18 protein-coding genes and 1 other RNA gene are annotated in these 21490 nt (G+C 54.6%); 8 read left to right on the forward strand and 11 right to left on the reverse strand.

Annotated features, from left to right (window positions below; genetic code table 11):
- Nucleotides 1-6: 6 nt before the first annotated feature.
- The 8 genes from G4551_RS19545 to G4551_RS19580 form a co-directional block, all read right to left on the reverse strand.
- Nucleotides 7-750, reverse strand: a complete 744-nt coding sequence (locus G4551_RS19545; RefSeq protein WP_003838262.1) for an SDR family oxidoreductase — start codon at nt 748-750, stop codon at nt 7-9.
- A 61-nt stretch (nt 751-811) separates the two neighbouring features.
- Nucleotides 812-3685, reverse strand: coding sequence for an aminomethyl-transferring glycine dehydrogenase (gene gcvP / locus G4551_RS19550; RefSeq protein WP_003838260.1), 2874 nt, complete (start codon nt 3683-3685; stop codon nt 812-814).
- Nucleotides 3686-3816: 131 nt separating this feature from the next.
- Nucleotides 3817-4206, reverse strand: coding sequence for a glycine cleavage system protein GcvH (gene gcvH / locus G4551_RS19555; RefSeq protein WP_003838257.1), 390 nt, complete (start codon nt 4204-4206; stop codon nt 3817-3819).
- 25 nt (nt 4207-4231) lie between these two features.
- Nucleotides 4232-5326: a glycine cleavage system aminomethyltransferase GcvT gene (gene gcvT / locus G4551_RS19560; protein WP_003026967.1), complete on the reverse strand. Its 1095-nt coding sequence runs from the start codon at nt 5324-5326 to the stop codon at nt 4232-4234.
- Nucleotides 5327-5778: 452 nt separating this feature from the next.
- Nucleotides 5779-6981, reverse strand: coding sequence for an FAD-dependent 2-octaprenylphenol hydroxylase (gene ubiI / locus G4551_RS19565; RefSeq protein WP_003838254.1), 1203 nt, complete (start codon nt 6979-6981; stop codon nt 5779-5781).
- A gap of 140 nt (nt 6982-7121) precedes the next feature.
- Complete coding sequence (gene ubiH, locus G4551_RS19570; protein WP_003838251.1) at nt 7122-8300, reverse strand: 2-octaprenyl-6-methoxyphenyl hydroxylase; 1179 nt, start codon at nt 8298-8300, stop codon at nt 7122-7124.
- Nucleotides 8297-9622: a Xaa-Pro aminopeptidase gene (gene pepP, locus G4551_RS19575; protein WP_003838249.1), complete on the reverse strand. Its 1326-nt coding sequence runs from the start codon at nt 9620-9622 to the stop codon at nt 8297-8299. The genes ubiH and pepP overlap by 4 nt, the downstream gene beginning before the upstream one ends.
- A gap of 24 nt (nt 9623-9646) precedes the next feature.
- Nucleotides 9647-10225: a YecA/YgfB family protein gene (locus tag G4551_RS19580; RefSeq protein WP_003026978.1), complete on the reverse strand. Its 579-nt coding sequence runs from the start codon at nt 10223-10225 to the stop codon at nt 9647-9649.
- 167 nt (nt 10226-10392) lie between these two features.
- On the opposite strand from G4551_RS19580, the gene zapA reads away from it, so the two are divergent.
- From zapA to G4551_RS19595, 3 genes are all read left to right on the forward strand, one after another.
- Entirely contained in the window at nt 10393-10722 is a 330-nt protein-coding gene (zapA, locus tag G4551_RS19585) for a cell division protein ZapA (protein WP_003026980.1), read from the forward strand.
- 41 nt (nt 10723-10763) lie between these two features.
- Nucleotides 10764-10947, forward strand: a non-coding RNA gene (gene ssrS, locus G4551_RS19590) — 6S RNA.
- Between the two features lie 19 nt (nt 10948-10966).
- Nucleotides 10967-11563: a 5-formyltetrahydrofolate cyclo-ligase gene (locus tag G4551_RS19595; protein WP_003026982.1), complete on the forward strand. Its 597-nt coding sequence runs from the start codon at nt 10967-10969 to the stop codon at nt 11561-11563.
- A gap of 50 nt (nt 11564-11613) precedes the next feature.
- Here the strand turns inward: G4551_RS19595 and serA are convergent, their stop codons facing one another.
- Entirely contained in the window at nt 11614-12846 is a 1233-nt protein-coding gene (serA, locus tag G4551_RS19600; protein ID WP_003026984.1) for a phosphoglycerate dehydrogenase, read from the reverse strand.
- Nucleotides 12847-13117: 271 nt separating this feature from the next.
- Nucleotides 13118-13777, reverse strand: a complete 660-nt coding sequence (rpiA, locus tag G4551_RS19605) for a ribose-5-phosphate isomerase RpiA (protein ID WP_003026986.1) — start codon at nt 13775-13777, stop codon at nt 13118-13120.
- A 170-nt stretch (nt 13778-13947) separates the two neighbouring features.
- On the opposite strand from rpiA, the gene argP reads away from it, so the two are divergent.
- From argP to G4551_RS19630, 5 genes are all read left to right on the forward strand, one after another.
- Nucleotides 13948-14841 (forward strand): DNA-binding transcriptional regulator ArgP, encoded by an 894-nt coding sequence (gene argP, locus G4551_RS19610; RefSeq protein ID WP_003026988.1) that lies wholly within the window; start codon nt 13948-13950, stop codon nt 14839-14841.
- Between the two features lie 232 nt (nt 14842-15073).
- Entirely contained in the window at nt 15074-17218 is a 2145-nt protein-coding gene (scpA, locus tag G4551_RS19615) for a methylmalonyl-CoA mutase (protein WP_003838245.1), read from the forward strand.
- Complete coding sequence (meaB, locus tag G4551_RS19620) at nt 17211-18206, forward strand: methylmalonyl Co-A mutase-associated GTPase MeaB (protein ID WP_003838244.1); 996 nt, start codon at nt 17211-17213, stop codon at nt 18204-18206. Before scpA ends, meaB begins: the two co-directional genes overlap by 8 nt.
- 10 nt (nt 18207-18216) lie before the next feature.
- Entirely contained in the window at nt 18217-19002 is a 786-nt protein-coding gene (scpB, locus tag G4551_RS19625) for a methylmalonyl-CoA decarboxylase (RefSeq protein WP_003026994.1), read from the forward strand.
- A gap of 24 nt (nt 19003-19026) precedes the next feature.
- Entirely contained in the window at nt 19027-20493 is a 1467-nt protein-coding gene (locus G4551_RS19630) for an acetyl-CoA hydrolase/transferase family protein (protein WP_003838242.1), read from the forward strand.
- Here G4551_RS19630 and srsR read toward each other — a convergent pair.
- A complete protein-coding gene (gene srsR / locus G4551_RS19635) occupies nt 20490-21386 on the reverse strand; it encodes a LysR family transcriptional regulator SrsR (RefSeq protein ID WP_003026999.1) in 897 nt (298 codons plus the stop codon). The genes G4551_RS19630 and srsR overlap by 4 nt on opposite strands.
- Nucleotides 21387-21490 lie beyond the last annotated feature (104 nt).

Raw genomic sequence — 21490 nt, forward strand, 5'->3', positions numbered from 1 at the left:
AAATCCCTACTTCCCGCCTGCCAGTTCCAGAAAACTGCCCGTTACGTAAGATGCCTTCTCGCTCAACAGCCAGGTAATTGCCTGCGCGACTTCTTCCGGCTGCCCGCCACGCTGCATAGGCAACATAGATTTCACGCGTTCGACTCTTCCCGGCTCGCCGCCTGATGCGTGCATTTCAGTGTAGATAAGACCTGGTCGCACGCAGTTTACGCGGATCCCTTGCGCCGCAACCTCCAGCGCCAGGCCGGTGGTGAGCGTGTCCACAGCGCCTTTCGAGGCCGCGTAATCAACATATTCGAATGGCGCACCAAGCCGCGATGCCGCCGAAGAGACATTTACAATCGATCCACCCTGACCGCCGTGCTTGAACGACATGCGCTTTACCGCTTCCCGACAGCACAGAAAATAGCCGGTAACGTTGGTTGCCAGTACGCGATTAATTCTTTCGGCGGTTAAGTTTTCGACCGTGCTTTGCTCAAACAAGATCCCGGCATTATTCACCAGGGCAGTCAGCTGCTCGCCTTCACGGTCAATAGACTCAAACATTGCCACCACCTGGCTTTCATCACTGATATCCGCACGCAAAGCAAATGCTTTGCCGCCTGCAGCGACGATGTTGTTCACCACCTCGGTTGCCGCACGAATATTGTGATGAAAATTCACGGCGACCGTGTAACCCTCTTGCGCCAGTTGCAGCGCGGTTGCTCGACCAATGCCACGACTGCCGCCCGTCACCAATGCTATAGCCATAACGTTTCTCCTAAAAAATAAAGGCGCCGAAGCGCCTTTAAAAGATAGTTGAATCAGCAAATTACTGATATTCGCTCATCGGTACACAGGAGCAGAACAGGTTACGGTCACCGTAAACGTCATCAAGGCGTTTCACGGTTGGCCAGTATTTGTTCGCCACACCCGCCGGGAAGACGGCGATTTCGCGGCTATAACCGTGATTCCACTCCATGACCAGCTCGTTTTGCGTGTGCGGTGAGTTAACCAGCGGGTTATCTTCCAGTGACCATTCACCGGCTTTCACGCGATCGATCTCAGCGCGGATTGCCAGCATCGCATTGATAAAGCGATCCAGTTCCACTTTGCTTTCAGATTCAGTCGGTTCAACCATCAGGGTACCCGCGACCGGGAATGACATAGTCGGCGCATGGAAACCGTAATCGATTAGGCGCTTGGCAATATCCAGTTCGCTGATGCCGGTCTCTTCTTTCAGTGGGCGAATGTCGAGAATACATTCATGCGCCACGCGACCATCGCGACCGGTATACAGTACCGGATAAGCATCTTTCAGACGGCTGGCAATGTAGTTAGCGTTAAGAATCGCCACCTGGCTTGCCTGCTTCAGACCTTCTGCGCCCATCATACGGATGTACATCCAGCTGATTGGCAGAATGGATGCGCTACCGAACGGCGCCGCAGAAACTGCGCCCTGACGGGTCAGCATCCCTTCAATCTGCACTACGCTGTGGCCCGGTACAAACGGCGACAGATGTGATTTCACGCCGATCGGTCCCATACCTGGGCCGCCGCCGCCGTGCGGAATGCAGAATGTTTTATGCAGGTTGAGGTGCGAGACATCTGCGCCAATAAAGCCCGGCGTGGTGATCCCAACCTGAGCGTTCATGTTCGCGCCATCCAGGTAAACCTGGCCGCCGAACTGGTGCACAACGTCGCACACTTCACGGATCGTTTCTTCATAAACGCCGTGGGTGGATGGGTAGGTCACCATAATGCAAGAAAGGTTGTCGGCATGTTGTTCTGCTTTTGCTCGCAGATCGTCCAGGTCGATGTTGCCGTTCTTATCACAGGCGACAACCACTACCTGCATACCCGCCATCTGTGCAGACGCCGGGTTGGTACCGTGGGCAGAAGCCGGGATCAAGCAGATATCGCGATGACCTTCGTTACGGCTTTCGTGATAATGACGAATCGCCAGCAGACCCGCATACTCGCCCTGCGCGCCGGAGTTCGGCTGCATGCAGACGGCATCATAACCGGTCAGTTTTACCAGCCACTCGGAAAGCTGGCCGATCATCTGGTGATAACCTTCAGCCTGCTCTGGCGGGCAGAACGGATGCAGCTCAGCGAATTCAGGCCAGGTGATAGGGATCATCTCGGCAGCGGCGTTGAGCTTCATGGTGCAGGAACCCAGCGGGATCATTGCCTGATTCAGCGCCAGATCTTTACGCTCCAGTGAGTGCATGTAGCGCATCATCTCGGTTTCGCTGTGATAGCGATTGAACACCGGATGGCTGAGGATCGCATCGTCACGCAGCATGCTTTCCTGAATAGAACGGCTGTCGAGCGCCACGTCTTTATCCAGCGTATCGATGTTCAGAGCGTGACTGTCGCCCAGCAGTACATTGAACAACTGCACCACGTTTTCACGGGTGGTGGTTTCATCGAGCGTAATACCTACCGCGTTATGGATATCGCTACGCAGGTTGATTTCTGCCGCTTCGGCACGCGCCAGCACTGCGGCCTTATCGGCTACTTCAACGCACAGGGTGTCGAAGTAATGCGCATGACGCAGCTTCAATCCTTTCTGTTGCAGACCGGCTGCCAGGATATCAGTCAGGCGGTGGATGCGATTAGCAATGCGTTTCAGGCCAACCGGACCATGATAAACGGCATACAGGCTGGCGATGTTGGCCAGCAGGACCTGCGAGGTACAAATGTTGGAGTTCGCTTTCTCGCGGCGGATATGCTGCTCACGAGTCTGCATCGCCATGCGCAGTGCTGTATTGCCCGCCGCATCTTTGGAGACGCCGATAATACGGCCTGGCATGGAGCGTTTGAATTCGTCTTTAGCGGCGAAGAATGCCGCGTGTGGGCCACCGTAACCCATCGGTACGCCGAAGCGTTGTGCAGAACCGAAAACGATATCCGCGCCCTGTTTGCCCGGAGCAGTCAGCAGTACCAGCGCCATAAAGTCGGCAGCGACACTGACCACAACTTTACGGGATTTCAGCTCGGTAATCAGTTTGCTGTAGTCATGCACTTCACCGGTGGTGCCAACCTGCTGCAACAGCACGCCAAACACATCCTGGTGATCCAGTGCTTTCGCCGCGTCATCAACAATCACGTCAAAACCAAAGGTTTCCGCACGGGTGCGCACAACATCCAGCGTTTGCGGATGGACATCAGCGGCCACAAAGAAGCGGTTGGCGTTTTTCAGTTTACTGACGCGTTTTGCCATCGCCATCGCTTCAGCCGCCGCGGTGGCTTCATCCAGCAGAGAGGCGGAGGCCATGTCCAGACCGGTCAGATCCAGCGTCACCTGCTGGAAGTTGAGCAGCGCTTCCAGGCGCCCCTGAGAAACTTCTGGCTGATACGGCGTATACGCAGTGTACCAACCCGGGTTTTCCAGCATGTTGCGCAGGATAACCGGTGGCAACTGCACGGCGGTGTAGCCCATGCCAATGTAGGACGTGAAGCGCTTGTTACGCCCAGCGATGGCTTTTAATTCAGCCAGCGCAGCGTATTCGGTCGCCGCCTCGCCGACCTGCGGCGGGGTTGCGAGCTGAATGTCTTTCGGCACAATCTGGCCGATCAGCGCGTTTAACGACTCGGCGCCAACCGCATTCAGCATCTCTTGCTGCTGCGCGGCGTCCGGTCCGATGTGGCGTTCAATGAAAGCGCCGCTGTTTTCAAGCTGGCTTAACGTCTGTGTCATGGGCGATGGTTCCTGAAACGTGCAGTGAATCGTGATTGTCTCTGTCTACGAGCCCGGCAGCGCTAGCGCTTACCGGGTCTACGCATGCTTTGTAGGCCGGATAAGCGCAGCGCCATCCGGCAAAAGCGTATTTACTCGTCTTCTAACAATGCTTCATATGCGGCCGCATCCAGCAGCGATTCAATTTCGCTTTCATCGCTGGCTTTGATTTTGAAAATCCAGCCGCCCGCATACGGCTCGCTGTTGACCAGTTCCGGGGAGTCGCTGAGCGCGTCGTTAACCGCCACAATCTCACCACCTACTGGCGCATAGATATCGGATGCCGCTTTTACGGACTCCGCAACGGCGCAGTCATCGCCCGCGCTGACGGTTGCGCCAACTTCAGGCAGGTCAACGAAAACCATGTCACCTAACAGCTCCTGAGCGTGTTCGGTGATACCAACGGTGTAAGAGCCGTCAGCTTCTTTGCGCAGCCATTCGTGTTCTTTGCTGTATTTCAGTTCTGCAGGTACGTTGCTCATCAATCAATCTCCAAAAAAGGATGAATTACGCGACGGCTTTGCCGTTACGCACAAAAACAGGTTTAGTCACTTTTACCGGCATTTCGCGGTTACGGATCTGCACGATCGCAGTTTCGCCGATACCCGCAGGGACACGCGCCAACGCGATGCTGTAACCAAGAGTTGGGGAGAATGTCCCGCTGGTGATAATGCCTTCCTGCTGGTTGCCGGAAGCATCGGTGAAGCGCACCGGCAGTTCATTACGCAGCACGCCTTTCTCGGTCATCACCAGCCCGACCAGTTGTTCGTGGCCTTTTTCACGCTGCATTTCCAACGCTTCACGACCGATAAAGTCGCGGTCAGCCGGTTCCCATGCGATGGTCCAGCCCATGTTGGCCGCCAGCGGAGAAATGCCTTCGTCCATCTCCTGACCGTACAGGTTCATACCGGCTTCCAGACGCAGCGTGTCACGTGCGCCGAGACCGCAGGGTTTGACACCAGCCTGTACCAGCGCACGCCAGAAATCTGCCGCTTTTTCATTCGGCATGGCAATTTCATAGCCTGCTTCGCCGGTATAACCGGTGGTTGCGATAAACAAGTCGCCCGCCTGAACGCCGAAGAACGGCTTCATGCCTGCTACCGCCTGACGCTGCTCGTCAGTAAACAACGTAGCTGCTTTTTCCTGTGCGTTTGGACCCTGTACCGCAATCAGCGACAGGTCGTCACGAACGGTGATGTCGATGGCGTAAGGTTCAGCGTGTTGGGTAATCCAGGAGAGGTCTTTTTCGCGGGTGGCGGAGTTTACAACGAGGCGGAAGAAGTCTTCAGTGAAGTAGTAGACAATCAGGTCATCTATCACGCCGCCCGAAGCGTTAAGCATACCGGAGTAGAGGGCTTTACCCGTCTTCGTTAGCTTTGCGACGTCGTTTGCCAGCAGATAACGCAAGAACTCCCGGGTGCGGCTACCGCGCAGGTCGACGATGGTCATATGCGACACATCAAACATTCCGGCATCGGTGCGAACAGCATGGTGTTCATCGAGCTGAGAACCGTAATGCAGTGGCATCATCCAGCCATGGAAATCGACCATGCGCGCGCCACATAGCGTGTGTTGTTCGTACAAAGGAGTCTGTTGAGCCATCTTTTCCTCGTTGAATAAGCGGGGCTATCAACTCTTTCGCGGTGAAATTATCGCCACGAAACCCAGCACCGCAGCCGCTCCAGGGGCTACGACGCAAACGTTCTCTTTGTCCTGAACTTACCACCGAAACAGACGCTAAACCATAAGTCAAAATTAACCATCACATTAGCTTATGGCGAAAAACAGCCTGATCGCCAACAGAATAAAACTCCATGTATGTAGTAATAAACCAGAATAACAAACAAAGATAAGCGCAAACTTACAGCACCAATCCACATTAAATGTGGAAAAAATGTCAAAAATGGCGTTATGAAAAAAACGTGATATTAAAAAAACTAATGCGAAAAAAGGCGTGGAATTAGATTATTTCAAATGAGAGAAGCACCCCGGCGCACAGGCCGGGAGAGGAAAGTGTGACGGGTCTCAAACTCTTAAGATTGTCCTTACGGACACTAACGTAACCACTCGGGAAGATCGTTCAGTCCCATCGCCTGACGGATGAGTTGTGGTTTTACGCCCGGGAGGGTATCGGCCAGTTTCAGCCCAATATCGCGTAGCAGTTTTTTCGCCGGATTCTCGCCTGCAAACAGTTCACGGAAACCCTGCATCCCTGCCAGCATCAGCGCTGCGCTGTGCTTACGGCTGCGTTCGTAGCGGCGTAAATAGAGATACTGCCCAATATCTTTACCCTGACGTTGTAGCCGCTTAAGTTCATCGATCAGCTCCGCCGCATCCATAAAGCCAAGGTTAACCCCCTGACCCGCCAGCGGGTGGATGGTATGCGCCGCATCCCCCACCAGCGCCAGACGATGGGCGGCGAACTGACGGGCATAACGTCCCGTCAGCGGAAACGCCTGACGTTCGCTTTCAAGGCTGCACAGCCCCAGACGATTATCAAAAGCGATATTCAGCGCCTGATTAAACTCGTCAACGCTTGCCTGCTGCATACGTTCTGCTTCCTGCGGCGAGAGCGACCAGACGATAGAACACAGGTGTGGATCGCTGAGCGGCAGGAATGCCAGGATCCCCTCGCCGTGAAACGCCTGACGCGCAACCGCACCGTGCGCTTCCTGCGTACGGATAGTCGCCACCAGCGCATGATGACGATAATCCCAGAAGGTGAGCGGAATATCCGCTTTGTTGCGCAGCCAGGAGTTAGCACCATCAGCACCGACGACCAGGCGGGCCGTCAGCATTGCGCCATCTTTCAGGGTCAGAAATGCTTCGTTCTCCCCCCAGGCCACCTGCTGTAATTCAGCGGGTGCCATCAGCGTAATATCCGCTGAACGCTGCGCCTTTTGCCACAGCGCATAATGAATCTCTGAGTTTTCGACAATGTGCCCCAAATGGCTGTAGCCCATGCTCTGGTCATCAAACGCAATACGTCCAAAGCTGTCTTTGTCCCAGACTTCCATGCCGTGGTAGCAGCAAGCGCGACGGGCAACAATGTCGGACCAGACACCAAGACGGGTAAGCAGTTTTTCGCTGGCGGCATTAATGGCCGAAACACGAAGCTGAGGAGGTGCATCCGCCGCCAACGGCTGCGGAACATGTTGTTCTAATACAGCAACGCGCAACCCGCTGCCCTGTAAGCCGCAGGCAACCGCCAGTCCTACCATGCCGCCACCAACAATTGCTACATCAACACTTTGCACTGTTTGCTCCTGAAAAATAGGACAATCAAAAACCGTAGGCCGGATAAGGCAAAGCCGCCATCCGGCATCAATTCCGCGACATTGCCTGATGGCGCTGCGCTTATCAGGCCTACTTCTTTAATTCGGCCTACAGATTATATTTAGCGCGCAACCCAGCCCAGGGTCCGCTCCGCCAGCGCATCGCGCGCAGGGGGGAATAATTCCATCGCCATCAGCCCGGCATTACGCCCAACAACCAGCGGGGCCCAGTGATTGGCAAACAAATACACTAAATTATTGGTCACACCAATCGTCGTATCACGATCGCTTTCGCGGCGCTGCTGATAGCGTGCCAGCACCGCATAATCACCCACATCTTCCGCGCCGTTTTCCGCCTGCGTCAACGTCTCAGCCAGGCTCATTACGTCACGCAGGCCCAGGTTGAAACCTTGCCCGGCAATGGGATGCAGCGTCTGGGCGGCGTTCCCTACCAGCACGGTACGATGGGTAATCGCCTTCAGCGCTGTAGTTAACGAAAGCGGGTAGGCGCTGCGTTTACCGGCCTGGGTAATACGTCCCAGTCGCCAGCCAAAAGCGGTTTGTAGTTCACGGCAAAACTGTTCGTCGGACCAGGCCATAATCTCATCACGCTGCTCCAGCGGATGGCACCACACCAGCGAGCAGCGACCGTCAGACATCGGCAGCATTGCCAGCGGACCATATTGCGTGAAGCGTTCAAACGCTCGCCCGTCGTGCGGTACAGAGGTCGTGACGTTGGCAATTACCGCCAGTTGCTCATAAGGCTGTTGCAGCCAGTCAACACCGCAGGCGGTAGCCAGTGCGGAGCGCGTACCGTCGGCGGCCACCAGCAGGCGACCATCAATCACTTCGCCATTTTCAAGCGTAACTTCTACGCGCTCCTGTGTGCGCGACACGCTGGCTACGCGATCGGGGCAGTGCAATGTGACGCCCGGCGCTTTGCGCAGCAGCGCAAACAGACGCAGCCCGACGTCGTGCAGTTCTACCACCTGGCCCAGAGCCGGAATACGGTATTCCTGCGCATCCAGCGTCACAAATCCGGCATGACCGCGATCGCTGACGTGAACCGTTTTAATGGCCGTTGCGCAATCGGCAATCGCCTGCCATACGCCAATTCGCGCCAGCTGTTGGCAGGTTCCTGCCGCCAGAGCGATCGCCCTGGCATCAAACCCGGGATGGCGGTCAGTTTCAGGTTCGCTCGCTTCTATCAGATGAACCGGCAGAGTCCCATGGCTGAGCTGAGAAATGGCCAACGCCAGCGTCGCGCCAACCATACCACCACCAACGATAATCACGCTCATTGCAGTCGCGCCGCAGCCATTAAGGCTTCAATGTCATCCGCTTTCTTCACTACGCTGGCGGTCAGGTTTTCATTGCCGTCCTCGGTGATGAGGATGTCATCCTCAATACGAATGCCGATACCACGATAAGCCGGCGGTACATCGGCGTCTGGCGCGATATACAGTCCCGGCTCGACGGTGAGCACCATTCCCGGCTCAAGAATACGTGAGCGGTCCTGACCATAAACGCCGACGTCGTGCACATCCAGCCCAAGCCAGTGGCTTAGACCATGCATAAAGAATGGGCGATGTGCATTTTCGGTAATCAACTGATCGACATCACCGTGCAAAATACCGAGTTTCACCAGACCCGTAATCATGATGCGCACCACTTCACCAGTGACTTCCTGAATGGACGTTCCGGGACGATACAGACGCAGGCTGGTTTCTAAGGATTCCAGCACGATATCGTAGATTTCACGCTGTGCTGGGGTAAATTTGCCATTTACCGGAAAGGTACGCGTAATGTCGCCCGCATAGCCTTTGTATTCACAGCCAGCGTCGATCAGCACCAAATCGCCATCGCGCATTTCACTTTCATTTTCGGTGTAATGCAGGATACAGCCGTTTTCACCGCTGCCGACAATCGTGTTATAGGACGGATAACGCGCACCATGGCGGGTAAATTCGTGGTGAATCTCCCCTTCTAACTGGTATTCAAACATTCCCGGACGGCATTTTTCCATCGCACGGGTATGCGCCAGCGCGGTGATTTCTCCGGCACGACGCATGACCGCAATCTCTTCCGGTGATTTGAACAGGCGCATCTCATGCACCATTGGACGCCAGTCGATAATCGCGGCAGGTGCGTGCAGATTTTGTCTGGAGCCTTTACGCAGTTTATCCAGTGCCGTGCACACAATCTCGTCGGCCCAGGCATATTCGTCCTGCGCGTGGTACACCGCGTCCAGGCCATTGAGCAACAGGTGCAGCTGTTGGTTGATTTCACTGAAGGCCAGCGCCCTGTCAACGCCAAGTTTTGCCGGGGCAGCATCCTGGCCCAGACGGCGACCAAACCAGATCTCCGCCGTCAGATCGCGAACCCGATTGAACAAAACGCTATGGTTATGAGTGTCATCGCTTTTAATCAGCACCAGCACGGCTTCAGGTTCGTTAAAACCGGTGAAGTACCAGAAATCACTGCTTTGGCGGTACGGGTATTCACTGTCCGCGCTGCGCGTCGCTTCAGGCGCGGCAAAAATCAGCGCGGCGCTGCCGGGCTGCATTTGTGCCAGTAAAGCCTGGCGACGACGCTGGAATTCTTGCTGAGATATCTCGCTCATCACACTCTCCTTTGCGTTTCGTTCTTAGTGCAGAGTCGGTTTACGAACTTCCGGCGCAGTCGGCTGCTGACGCGTAAACGTGTCATGACACAGCAAAGCGGCTACGCGCACGTATTCGATGATCTCTTCGAGCGACATTTCCAGCTCTTCCTGATCTTCGTCTTCGTCATACCCTAACTGCGCGATATTGCGCAGGTCGTCAATCGCTTCCCCGGTTTCGCCGGTTACTTTGTCGAGCTTCGGCTGCGTGACGCCAAGACCCAGCAAAAAGTGGTTTACCCATCCCGCCAGCGCATCGGCGCGATCGAACACGCTGACGTCATCCCCTTCAGGCAGATAAAGCTGAAAAAGGAAGCCGTCGTCTTCGAGGGCATCGCTGGTGGCAGAGTGCATTTTCAGCAGCGCCTGAGCCAGCTCGTGACCAAAGGCCAGGCCTTCGTTCGTCAGGTCGTGCAACAGCGGCTGCCATGAGCTGTCGTTGTTTCCACCACAAATCATTCCGCTTATCAAGCCGTGCATTTCGGCCGGGGTTAATCCAGCCCCTTGTTGGTTCAAAAACTGGCTAACTTCGTTGTAACCAGGCATTTCGTTCTGTATAGACATAAGCATTCGTCATCAAAGGGAGGAATATTCATGGTATGCTACCACTTTGGACCCTGGTGGACCAGAAAAGGGCTTGTATCTTGATACCAGGGTAGCTATAGTGTCGCCCCTTCGCGGACCCATGGTCTGGAGACGAAGGCAGCGCAGTCAATCAGCAGGAAGGTGGCATGTCTGCACAACCCGTCGATATCCAAATATTTGGCCGTTCACTGCGAGTGAATTGCCCGCCTGAACAAAGGGATGCGTTGAATCAGGCTGCGGACGATCTCAATCAGCGATTGCAAGATCTAAAAGTTCGCACTAGAGTCACAAATACTGAGCAGTTGGTTTTCATCGCCGCGTTGAACATCAGCTATGAATTAACTCAGGAAAAAGCGAAGACGCGTGAGTACGCGGCGAGCATGGAACAACGTATTCGGATGCTACAACAGACCATCGAACAGGCGTTGCTTGATCAGGGTCGCATAACCGAAAAAACGGGCCAAAACTTTGAATAACACTTTTCGGTTTACTGTGGTAGAGTGACCGTGAAGACAAAATTTCTCTGAGATGTTTGCAAGCGGGCCAGTCCCCTGAGCCGATATTTCATACCACAAGAATGTGGCGCTCCACGGTTGGTGAGCATGCTCGGCCCGTCCGAGAAGCCTTAAAACTGTGACGACACATTCACCTTGAACCAAGGGTTCAAGGGTTACAGCCTGCGGCGGCATCTCGGAGATTCCCTTCTACCTGGCAACAGCCATGACATTACTTTCTGAACTCCCTTTATCCCGGCAAGAAATTCGTCAACTGATTCGGCAGCGTCGTCGTGCGCTTACCTCCGAACAGCAACGACAATACGGTCAGCAAGCCGCGACCCGAATGCTCAGCTTTCCCCCTGTTGTACTCGCTCATACGGTGGCAGTATTCCTCTCGTTCGATGGCGAACTCGATACCCAGCCGCTAATAGATCAGCTGTGGCGAGCGGGCAAGCGCGTTTATCTTCCGGTTCTTCATCCCTTCAGCGCCGGTAATTTGCTGTTCCTACACTATCATCCGCATAGCGACCTGGTAACCAATCGCTTAAAGATCCAGGAACCACGACTTGATGTACGTGACGTATTACCGCTGTCACAGCTGGATGTACTGATTACGCCGCTAGTGGCGTTTGATGAATATGGGCAACGCCTGGGCATGGGCGGCGGATTTTATGACCGCACGTTACAAAACTGGCAGCAGCATAAGATCCAGCCCGTAGGCTACGCGCACGATTGTCAGCGAGTAGAAAAGCTGCCTGTTGAAGAATGGGATATCCCGCTGCCTGCGGTGGTGACGCCGTCCAAAATTTGGGCGTGGTAGGAAAACCTGGAACATGCGGGCAGGCCAGCAGCCTGCCCGTAAAAAGGAAATCAGTACAGCAGACGAGCGCGAATGGTACCCGGGAGGGCTTTCATCGCCAGCAACGCTTTCTCCGCCACATCTTCATCCGCTTCAATATCAATAACCACGTAACCTACCTGTGCGGAAGTCTGCAGATACTGTGCGGCAATGTTGACGCCCTGCTCGGCAAAAATCTGGTTCAGCGCGGTCAGTACGCCCGGACGGTTTTCGTGAATGTGCATCAGACGACGACCGCCGTGTAGCGGCAGCGAAACTTCCGGGAAGTTAACTGCAGACAGCGTAGAGCCGTTATCGGAATACTTGGTCAGTTTCCCAGCCACTTCCAGACCGATGTTTTCCTGCGCTTCCAGCGTTGAACCACCAATGTGCGGCGTCAGGATCACGTTGTCGAAATCACACAGCGGCGAAGTGAAAGGATCGCTGTTGGTTGCCGGCTCGGTTGGGAATACGTCGATTGCCGCCCCTGCCAGGTGCTTGGTCGCTAACGCGTCGCACAGCGCAGGAATATCAACAACCGTACCACGTGCGGCGTTAATCAGCAGCGCGCCTGGTTTCATCAACGCAATCTCACGCGCGCCCATCAGATTTTTGGTAGAGGCATTTTCCGGTACGTGCAAACTGACCACGTCGCTCATATTGAGCAGGTCGGAAAGATGCTGCACCTGCGTGGCGTTGCCGAGTGGGAGTTTATTTTCAATATCATAGAAATAGACATGCATCCCCAGCGATTCCGCCAGAATGCCTAGCTGAGTACCAATGTGGCCGTAGCCGATGATCCCCAGTTTTTTGCCACGCGCTTCAAAGGAGCCGGTAGCCAGTTTGTTCCACACGCCGCGGTGTGCTTTGGCGTTCGCTTCGGGTACACCGCGTAGCAGGAGAAGCAGTTCGCCAATCACCAGTTCCGCAACGGAACGCGTGTTAGAGAATGGCGCGTTAAACACGGGGATCCCGCGCTTTGCCGCAGCGGTCAGATCAACCTGGTTGGTGCCGATACAGAAGCAGCCAATCGCGACCAGTTTCTCTGCGGCGTCAATCACATCTTCAGTCAGATGGGTACGGGATCGCAGACCAATGAAGTGGGCATCACGGATAGACTCTTTCAGTTGTTCAGTGTCCAGAGCGCCTTTGTGAAACTCGATGTTGGTATAACCTGCTGCACGAAGGCTCTCGAGTGCTTTTTGATGCACGCCTTCTACCAGCAGAAATTTAATCTTATCTTTCTCCAGTGATACCTTTGCCATTTCCCCGACCCTGTCTTTTTTTGTTCAAACTGATGTGTTGTGTGTGGGATTTTCATCCGCCTCTTCAACATATCAAAAAATAATATTGCGGCAATATGAACGTTTGCGTCGCCGTGCTGAAGAAATGTCATTCAGAGAGAAATGTCAGAGGAAAATACTGGCGATAACTTTTTCTTTGGAGAGATCGGCAGGACAATATTATAAACGTGACACAAGTCACCAAATTTGCCCTGCCAAAATTTTTTTAACGGGAGAAGACACTCCCATCAGATCATTTTACGATAGTTTTCACGCCGTCTGGGGTACCGATCAGCGCGACATCCGCACCACGGTTGGCAAACAGACCGACGGTTACCACGCCCGGAATCGCATTGATGGCGTTTTCCATGGCCACGGCGTCAAGGATCTCCAGACCGTGTACATCAAGGATCACGTTGCCGTTGTCCGTCACTACGCCCTGACGGTATTCAGGACGACCACCCAGCTTCACCAACTGGCGAGCCACAGCGCTGCGCGCCATTGGGATCACTTCAACCGGCAGCGGGAAGTTGCCGAGAATGTCGACTTCTTTGGACGCATCCGCGATGCAGATAAATTTCTTCGCCACGGAAGCAATGATTTTTTCACGGGTCAACGCTGCACCGCCGCCCTTGATCATCTGCATGTGGCCGTTGATTTCATCCGCGCCGTCCACGTATACGCCGAGACTATCAACTTCGTTAAGATCGAACACGTGGATGCCAAGGCTTTTGAGTTTTTCGGTTGAAGCGTCCGAACTGGACACAGCACCTTCAATCTGACCTTTCATTGTGCCCAGCGCATCAATAAAGTGTGCGGCTGTTGAACCTGTACCTACGCCCACAATGGTACCGGGCTGTACATACTGAAGTGCCGCCCATCCTACTGCTTTTTTCAGTTCATCCTGCGTCATGATTGTTTCGCCTGTGGTGTGAATATGGTGGGAAAATTCACGCGCATTATAGAACATTGTGCAGAAAAATGTCCCCACACCCGTTCGCAAGCGGCGGATTTCGTCTTTACCCAACCTAAATTTGTGTCATAGTGCAGAACAAGCAAAATTTTCAGGAGTGCGTCAAAGCAATGAAACGTCCGGACTACAGAACACTACAAGCACTGGATGCGGTTATTCGTGAACGAGGATTTGAGCGCGCGGCGCAAAAGCTGTGCATCACGCAATCCGCGGTTTCACAGCGCATAAAACAGCTTGAGAATATGTTCGGACAACCGCTGCTGGTGCGTACCGTACCACCACGCCCAACCGAACAGGGGCAGAAACTACTGGCACTTTTGCGTCAGGTTGAACTGCTGGAAGACGAGTGGCTGGGTGATGAACAAACCGGATCGACGCCGCTGCTGCTCTCACTGGCAGTGAACGCCGACAGTCTGGCGACCTGGTTGCTTCCGGCGTTAGCCCCGGTACTGGCCAATTCACCGATTCGGCTGAATCTGCAGGTTGAGGATGAAACGCGCACCCAGGAACGTCTGCGTCGTGGTGAAGTGGTCGGTGCGGTGAGTATCCAACATCAGGCGCTGCCAAGCTGTCTGGTGGATAAACTTGGCGCGCTGGACTACCTGTTTGTTGGCTCCAAACCTTTCGCCGAACGTTATTTCCCTAACGGCGTCACCCGCTCCGCCCTGCTGAAAGCCCCGGCGGTAGCGTTTGACCATCTTGATGATATGCACCAGGCGTTCCTACAACAAAACTTCGACCTGCCGCCGGGCAGCGTGCCGTGCCACATCGTTAACTCGTCTGAAGCCTTCGTCCAGTTGGCGCGTCAGGGCACCACCTGCTGCATGATCCCGCACTTACAGATTGAGAAAGAGCTGGAAAGCGGCGAGCTGATCGACTTAACGCCAGGTCTGTTCCAGCGTCGGATGCTGTACTGGCACCGTTTTGCACCGGAAAGCCGCATGATGCGCAACGTTACCGACGCGCTGCTGGAATACGGGCACAAGGTGTTGCGTCAGGATTAAACCGTTTATTGCTCCAGAGTGCCGGATGGCGGCGTAACGCCTTATCCGGCCGACAAGCCTTTACCCTCTATTCATGCTATTCCCGCCACGTCTTTGAAATAAATCACAAAATCAAACACGCCATGCGGCAAAAAACGACGCCCTGTTGGCTATTTTTTGCTGGCGACAAGCCAAATGAAAAAGCTCACCGTATCCGCAAAGATTCAACTTATTGCGTAATACGGAGCAAAAAATGGCAAACGTGCAGGAGTGGCAAACACTCGCTAATAAAGAACTCAGTCGACGGGAAAAAACCGTCGAATCGCTGGAAAGACAGACGGCGGAAGGAATTGCCATCAAGCCGCTGTACACTGAAGCGGACCTCGATAATCTGGAAGTCACGGGCACTCTTCCCGGCCTACCGCCTTACGTGCGTGGCCCACGCGCCACCATGTATACCGCGCAGCCGTGGACCATTCGCCAGTACGCTGGTTTCTCTACCGCCAAAGAGTCCAACGCCTTTTACCGCCGCAACCTCGCCGCCGGGCAAAAAGGACTTTCCGTCGCCTTTGACCTTGCCACCCATCGCGGCTATGACTCTGACAACCCGCGCGTGGCAGGCGACGTCGGCAAAGCGGGCGTGGCGATCGATACTGTCGAAGATATGAAGGTGCTGTTCGACCAGATTCCGCTGGATAAGATGTCGGTATCAATGACCATGAACGGCGCGGTGCTGCCGGTACTGGCGTTTTATATCGTCGCTGCAGAAGAACAAGGCGTAACGCCGGAGCAACTCACCGGGACCATTCAGAACGATATTCTGAAAGAGTACCTGTGCCGCAACACCTACATTTACCCGCCAAAACCTTCAATGCGCATCATCGCCGACATCATCGCCTGGTGTTCCGCCAATATGCCGCGCTATAACACCATCAGTATCAGCGGTTATCACATGGGGGAAGCCGGGGCGAACTGCGTCCAGCAGGTGGCGTTTACGCTGGCTGACGGCATTGAGTACATCAAAGCCGCGCTGTCTGCCGGGCTGAAAATTGATGACTTCGCGCCGCGCCTGTCATTCTTCTTCGGCATCGGCATGGATCTGTTTATGAACGTAGCCATGCTGCGCGCGGCTCGCTATTTGTGGAGTGAAGCAGTCAGCGGTTTTGGCGCAAACAACCCGAAATCTCTCGCTCTGCGTACCCACTGCCAGACCTCCGGCTGGAGTCTGACCGAGCAGGATCCTTACAACAACGTGATCCGCACGACCATTGAAGCGCTCGGCGCTACGCTTGGCGGCACCCAGTCTCTGCATACCAACGCCTTTGATGAGGCGCTCGGGCTACCCACCGATTTCTCCGCCCGCATCGCGCGTAATACACAGATCATCATTCAGGAAGAGTCAGAGATCTGCCGCACCGTCGATCCGCTGGCCGGATCGTATTACGTCGAGTCACTCACCGATCAAATCGTGAAGCAGGCGCGCACGATCATCAAACAAATTGATGAGGCAGGCGGCATGGCGAAAGCGATCGAAGCCGGGCTCCCTAAACGGATGATCGAAGAAGCTTCCGCGCGCGAGCAGTCGCTGATCGACCAGGGTAAACGCGTTATCGTCGGTGTGAATAAGTACAAGCTGGATAAAGAAGACGAAACGTCGGTACTGGAAATCGACAACGTGAAGGTACGCAACGAGCAAATTGCCTCGTTGCAGCATATCCGTGCAACTCGCGACACAGATGCCGTCAATGCCGCACTCGCGGCGCTGACCCACGCCGCGCAGCATAATGAAAATCTACTGGCCGCCGCCGTTAACGCAGCCCGCGTTCGCGCCACGCTTGGTGAGATCTCCGACGCGCTGGAAACCGCTTTTGACCGCTATCTGGTTCCCAGCCAGTGCGTAACCGGCGTGATTGCGCAAAGCTATCACCAGTCCGACAAATCCGCCGATGAGTTCGACGCCATTGTTGCGCAAACCGAACAGTTCCTCGCGGAAAATGGTCGCCGACCGAGGATCCTGATCGCCAAGATGGGCCAGGATGGTCACGATCGTGGCGCGAAAGTGATCGCCAGCGCCTACTCCGATCTCGGCTTCGATGTTGACCTCAGTCCGATGTTCTCCACACCAGAAGAGATCGCCCGTCTGGCGGTAGAAAACGATGTGCATGTAATAGGCGCATCGTCACTGGCGGCAGGTCATAAAACGCTGATCCCGGAACTGGTTACCGCGCTCAAAAAATGGGGGCGTGAAGATATCTGCGTGGTAGCAGGAGGCGTTATTCCGCCACAGGATTACGCCTTCCTGCACGAGCATGGTGTGGCTGCCATTTATGGCCCCGGCACGCCAATGCTCGACAGCGTCCGCGATGTGTTAACCCGTATCAGTCAGCATCATGATTAACGCCGCCACGCTTGAGGATACCGTCCGCCGCTTGCGGCTTGGCGAGCGGGCTACGCTCGCCCAGGCAATGACGCTGGTCGAAAGCAGCCACCCGCGCCACCAGCCGCTGAGTACACAGTTGCTGGACGCAATTATGCCGTTCACCGGTAACGCCCTGCGTTTGGGGATAACCGGTACGCCGGGCGCGGGCAAAAGCACCTTTCTGGAAGCATTCGGCATGCTGTTAATCCGTCACGGATTACGGGTGGCTGTGATCGCCGTCGATCCCAGCAGCCCGGTCAGCGGCGGCAGCATTCTTGGCGATAAAACCCGCATGACGGAGCTGTCTCGCGCCGAATCTGCGTTTATTCGCCCGGTCCCTTCCAGCGGTCATTTAGGCGGAGCCAGCCAGCGCGCCCGCGAATTAATGCTGTTGTGCGAGGCGGCTGGCTTTGACGTGGTGATTGTAGAAACCGTCGGCGTTGGGCAGTCAGAAACCGAAGTCGCAGGCATGGTGGATTGCTTTATCTCCCTGCAAATCGCTGGCGGTGGCGACGACTTGCAAGGCATCAAGAAAGGTCTGATGGAAATGGCGGATCTAGTCGTCATCAACAAGGACGACGGTGAGAACCATGCCAGCGTGGCCATCGCCCGCCATATGTACGAATCCGCCCTGCATATTCTGCGCCGCAAATATGACGAGTGGCAGCCGCTGGTTCTGACCTGTAGCGCCCTGGAAAAACGCGGTATTGAGGAGGTCTGGCAGGCAATAACCGACTTTAAAACGTGCCTTACCGCCAGCGGTCGACTGGAAAAAGTCCGCCAGCAGCAGGCGGTGGACTGGTTACACCAGCAGGCTGAAGAAGAAGCCCTACATCTGCTGTTTGCGCGGACTGATTTCGACCGCTATTTCCAGCAGACGCTACAGGCCGTCAAAAATAACGATCTGTCGCCGCGCACCGGTCTGCGGCACATCAGCGAATTTATCCAGCATCATTACTTTCAATAAAGAGAACATTATGTCTTATCAATACGTCAACGTGGTCATCATCCAGAAAGTCGCGGTTATTGAGTTCAATTACGCCCGCAAGCTCAATGCCCTGAGTAAAGTGTTTATTGACGATCTGATGCAGGCGCTGAGCGATCTCAATCGTGCGGACATTCGCTGCATCATTCTGCGCGCTCCGAGTGGAGCCAAAGTTTTCTCCGCCGGGCATGATATTCATGAACTCCCGACCGGACGTCGCGATCCGCTCTCCTATGACGATCCGCTGCGTCAGATAACCCGCATGATCCAAAAATATCCAAAACCGGTGATCTCTATGGTTGAAGGCAGCGTCTGGGGCGGCGCATTTGAGATGATCATGAGTTCCGATCTGATCATCGCCGCTGAAACATCCACCTTCTCGATGACCCCGGTCAACCTCGGCGTGCCGTATAACCTGGTCGGCATCCACAACCTGACTCGCGACGCCGGTTTTCACATCGTGAAAGAGCTGATCTTTACCGCCTCACCGATTACCGCTCAGCGTGCGATGGCCGTCGGGATCCTCAACCATGTGGTTCCTGTAGACGAACTGGAGGATTTCACTCTGCAAATGGCGCACCACATCTCGGAGAAAGCGCCGCTGGCGATCGCCGTCATTAAAGAAGAGCTGCGCGTGCTGGGTGAAGCGCACACCATGAATTCCGATGAGTTCGAGCGCATTCAGGGCATGCGCCGCGCGGTGTACGACAGCGAGGATTATCAGGAAGGGATGAACGCGTTTATGGAAAAACGTAAACCTAATTTTGTCGGCCATTAATCACGTCTGAGGAAGGAGACGGCCATGAAACGGATGAGCGCCGAACAGGCGGCAGAAATTATCCAGCACGATGATATGGTGGCGTTTAGCGGCTTTACCCCCGCGGGTTCGCCAAAAGCGTTACCCACCGCAATTTCCCAACGCGCCTGCGAACAGCATCAGAACGGACAGCCTTTTCAGATCCGCCTGCTGACCGGAGCATCAATTGGCGCCGCCGCTGATGACGTACTATCCGCGGCGGATGCCGTTTCCTGGCGTGCGCCTTATCAAACGTCATCGGGCCTGCGCGACAAAATTAATCAGGGCCAGGTGAGATTTGTCGATCTCCATTTGAGCGAAGTGGCGCAAATGGTTAATTACGGCTTTTTTGGCGAGATCGATGTTGCCGTCATTGAAGCCTCAGCCATCGCGCCGGATGGCCGGATTTGGCTGTCCAGCGGTATCGGTAATGCCCCCACCTGGCTGCTGCGGGCGAAAAAAGTGATCATTGAATTGAATCATTACCATAATCCGCGTGTGGCGGAGTTTGCCGACATCGTGATACCCGGTGCGCCGCCGCGGCGTAACAGCGTACCCATTTTTCATACCATGGATCGCGTAGGCAGTCAGTGCGTACAGATAGACCCCAAAAAGGTGGTTGCGGTGGTGGATACCGAACTGCCCGATGCAGGAAATGCATCGGATAAAACCAATCCGGTCAGCCAACAAATTGCCGATAACGTAGTCTCTTTTCTGCTGGCAGAAATGGCGCACAAACGCATTCCAGCTGAGTTTCTGCCCTTACAAAGCGGGGTGGGCAATATCAACAACGCGGTAATGGCTCGACTGGGCGAGAACCCGGATATCCCGCCCTTTATGATGTATTCGGAGGTGTTGCAGGAGTCGGTGGTGCATCTGCTGGAAACGGGCAAGATAACTGGTGCCAGCGCCTCCAGCCTGACCATTTCAGCCCCGTCGCTACAGAAGATTTACGACAACATGGACTTCTTCGCCAGCCGGATTGTGTTGCGCCCGCAGGAGATCTCCAATAACCCGGAAATCATTCGTCGGCTGGGGGTTATTGCGCTCAACGTCGGTCTGGAGTTTGATATCTACGGTCATGCCAATTCCACGCACGTTGCGGGGGTGAACCTGATGAATGGCATCGGCGGCAGCGGAGATTTCGAGCGCAACGCCTACCTGTCTATCTTTATGGCGCCGTCGATTGCCAAAGGCGGGAAAATCTCAACCATCGTACCGATGTGCAGCCATGTCGACCACAGTGAACATAGCGTTAAAGTGATCGTGACCGAACAAGGGATTGCCGATCTGCGTGGGTTATCTCCGATGCAGCGGGCGCACACAATTATCAATAACTGTGCGCATCCGCTTTACAGAGATTACTTGCACCGCTATCTGGAGAAAGCGCCCGGCGGGCATATCCATCACGATCTCAGCCATGCGTTCGATCTGCATCGCAACCTTCTCGAAACAGGCTCGATGCTAGGTTAACTTGCACTACCGTCACGATCTTCAGCAATATGCTGGAGCATGGTGGCGGTATAGCGATGATTTTTCAGCGAATAGAGAAACTCCTGCATATACATGGGACTGCCGGGCGCGTCGAAATATTTCAGCGTCGACGGGTTCACCAACCGCCAGGCGAAGTGAGGGATCACCGTCAAAAACTGCCCGCGCTCCACCGCGCTAATCTTGGCCATAAAGCTGTACGGACGATAGATAATCGTCGGGTTGATCCCGCAGGGTCGCATGTATGCATCCAGCATCGCCTCAAAGTTGGCGCGATTCTGGAAGCGCATTTGCAGCCAGGGCAGCTCGCGCAGCAGATCCTGCGGCTGTTTTTCTTCATAGCGCCGGGAAACGAGAAACCCCAGACGCAGCGGAGGCAGTTCGCTGATCGCCAGATTTTCCAGCTCCTGCACGCGGGGGGAAACGTGTTGCGGCGAGATAATAAAATCCAGTTTGCGATCGAACAGGTTATCAATCACCCCATTCTCGCTGAATTCAACGGCCTGAGCCGTCACACCGTCATACTTGTCACCAAGGCTAATCAACTGGTCAAAAATAATCGTTGGGTAGGTATTGTCGATGCCGATAACAATTTCCCGCGAGCGGCGAGAGGCGTTATGGATTTCGTTATCAATGGCAGAGAGACGCTGATAAACGGGAAACAGCTTCTGATACAGCTCTTGTCCTGCTTTATTCAGGCTGATGTTGTTATCTTTGCGGGTAAACAGCGTATAGCCGATTTGATCTTCCAGTGCAGCAATGCTTTTACCGAAGGGCGATGCGGTCATATGTATTTTTTCTGCCGCTCTGGCGATGTTATTGGTTTGCGCCAGCAGAATGAAATTACGCATCTTTTTCGAGATAAAAATATCCATAGCGTCCCCTTAAAAATCGCTATGGCCTATCCTCATTACGGCGAAAAAAAAGACCGGATGTGAAGTCTCATTTTTACAGTTGCTCACAGAAAAAACCCGGCTGG

This window comes from Citrobacter freundii ATCC 8090 = MTCC 1658 = NBRC 12681 (assembly GCF_011064845.1).
In the GTDB taxonomy this organism is placed as follows: Bacteria; Pseudomonadota; Gammaproteobacteria; order Enterobacterales; family Enterobacteriaceae; genus Citrobacter; species Citrobacter freundii.

Bases quoted from the DNA above. Each gene is read 5' to 3' on its own strand.
- gcvT (WP_003026967.1), bottom strand. From the start codon at position 5,326: ATGGCTCAACAGACTCCTTTGTACGAACAACACACGCTATGTGGCGCG.
- gcvH (WP_003838257.1), bottom strand. From the start codon at position 4,206: ATGAGCAACGTACCTGCAGAACTGAAATACAGCAAAGAACACGAATGG.
- meaB (WP_003838244.1), top strand. From the start codon at position 17,211: ATGATTAACGCCGCCACGCTTGAGGATACCGTCCGCCGCTTGCGGCTT.
- G4551_RS19545 (WP_003838262.1), bottom strand. From the start codon at position 750: ATGGCTATAGCATTGGTGACGGGCGGCAGTCGTGGCATTGGTCGAGCA.
- pepP (WP_003838249.1), bottom strand. From the start codon at position 9,622: ATGAGCGAGATATCTCAGCAAGAATTCCAGCGTCGTCGCCAGGCTTTA.
- G4551_RS19630 (WP_003838242.1), top strand. From the start codon at position 19,027: ATGAAACGGATGAGCGCCGAACAGGCGGCAGAAATTATCCAGCACGAT.
- argP (WP_003026988.1), top strand. From the start codon at position 13,948: ATGAAACGTCCGGACTACAGAACACTACAAGCACTGGATGCGGTTATT.
- rpiA (WP_003026986.1), bottom strand. From the start codon at position 13,777: ATGACGCAGGATGAACTGAAAAAAGCAGTAGGATGGGCGGCACTTCAG.
- G4551_RS19580 (WP_003026978.1), bottom strand. From the start codon at position 10,225: ATGTCTATACAGAACGAAATGCCTGGTTACAACGAAGTTAGCCAGTTT.
- zapA (WP_003026980.1), top strand. From the start codon at position 10,393: ATGTCTGCACAACCCGTCGATATCCAAATATTTGGCCGTTCACTGCGA.
- gcvP (WP_003838260.1), bottom strand. From the start codon at position 3,685: ATGACACAGACGTTAAGCCAGCTTGAAAACAGCGGCGCTTTCATTGAA.
- ubiH (WP_003838251.1), bottom strand. From the start codon at position 8,300: ATGAGCGTGATTATCGTTGGTGGTGGTATGGTTGGCGCGACGCTGGCG.
- G4551_RS19595 (WP_003026982.1), top strand. From the start codon at position 10,967: ATGACATTACTTTCTGAACTCCCTTTATCCCGGCAAGAAATTCGTCAA.
- srsR (WP_003026999.1), bottom strand. From the start codon at position 21,386: ATGGATATTTTTATCTCGAAAAAGATGCGTAATTTCATTCTGCTGGCG.
- scpB (WP_003026994.1), top strand. From the start codon at position 18,217: ATGTCTTATCAATACGTCAACGTGGTCATCATCCAGAAAGTCGCGGTT.
- scpA (WP_003838245.1), top strand. From the start codon at position 15,074: ATGGCAAACGTGCAGGAGTGGCAAACACTCGCTAATAAAGAACTCAGT.
- serA (WP_003026984.1), bottom strand. From the start codon at position 12,846: ATGGCAAAGGTATCACTGGAGAAAGATAAGATTAAATTTCTGCTGGTA.